This window comes from Thermus sp. FJN-A, from assembly GCF_054655095.1.
This window is the reverse complement of the sequence record NZ_BAAHSC010000091.1, coordinates 1-471: the sequence shown is the minus strand read 5'-3', so window position 1 is coordinate 471 and position 471 is coordinate 1. Positions and strand designations below refer to the sequence as shown.

The 471-nt window shown below is 63.1% G+C and carries 1 protein-coding gene; it reads left to right on the top strand.

Features of this window, described 5'->3' with window-relative positions; genetic code table 11:
• Positions 1-218, top strand: a 218-nt coding sequence (locus ACYQ0J_RS00490) for a tyrosine-type recombinase/integrase (protein WP_460170256.1), incomplete at its 5' end; no start/stop codon positions are given.
• Positions 219-471: the final 253 nt, after the last annotated feature.

Sequence of the window (471 nt, the reverse complement as noted above, 5' to 3'; positions counted from 1 at the left end):
GGGTGGCCAGGCGGGCGGGGCTCAAGGACTGGCAACGCATCACCCCCCATAAGCTCCGCCACTCCTACGCCAGCGCCCTGGTGGAGGCGGGGCGGGGGATTGACGAGGTGAAGGAGCTTCTGGGGCACAGCTCCATCAGCACCACCCAGGTCTACGTGCACGTCTCCCGCAAGCGCCTGGAGGAGGCCGCCCGGGCGTTGCCGGATGTGGTGGGGTGAAATGCCTTCTATCCTTGGTCCTCACATTCCGCACCCCTTCCCCTCACGGGTAGAATTTTTGGATGGAAGCCACACCTAACCCACAGGTGTACGACCTCAACCACAAGGGGAGACCCACGGCTAAGCCCACCTTGCCCTGGGTGTTTCAACTCATGTGGGTGCGGCTGGTGGAGCTGGGGAGGCGATAGCGGGTCCTCAACCTGGCTCCCTATCACGAGATCGTAATGCACCTTCTGGGGGCTGGGCGATATTA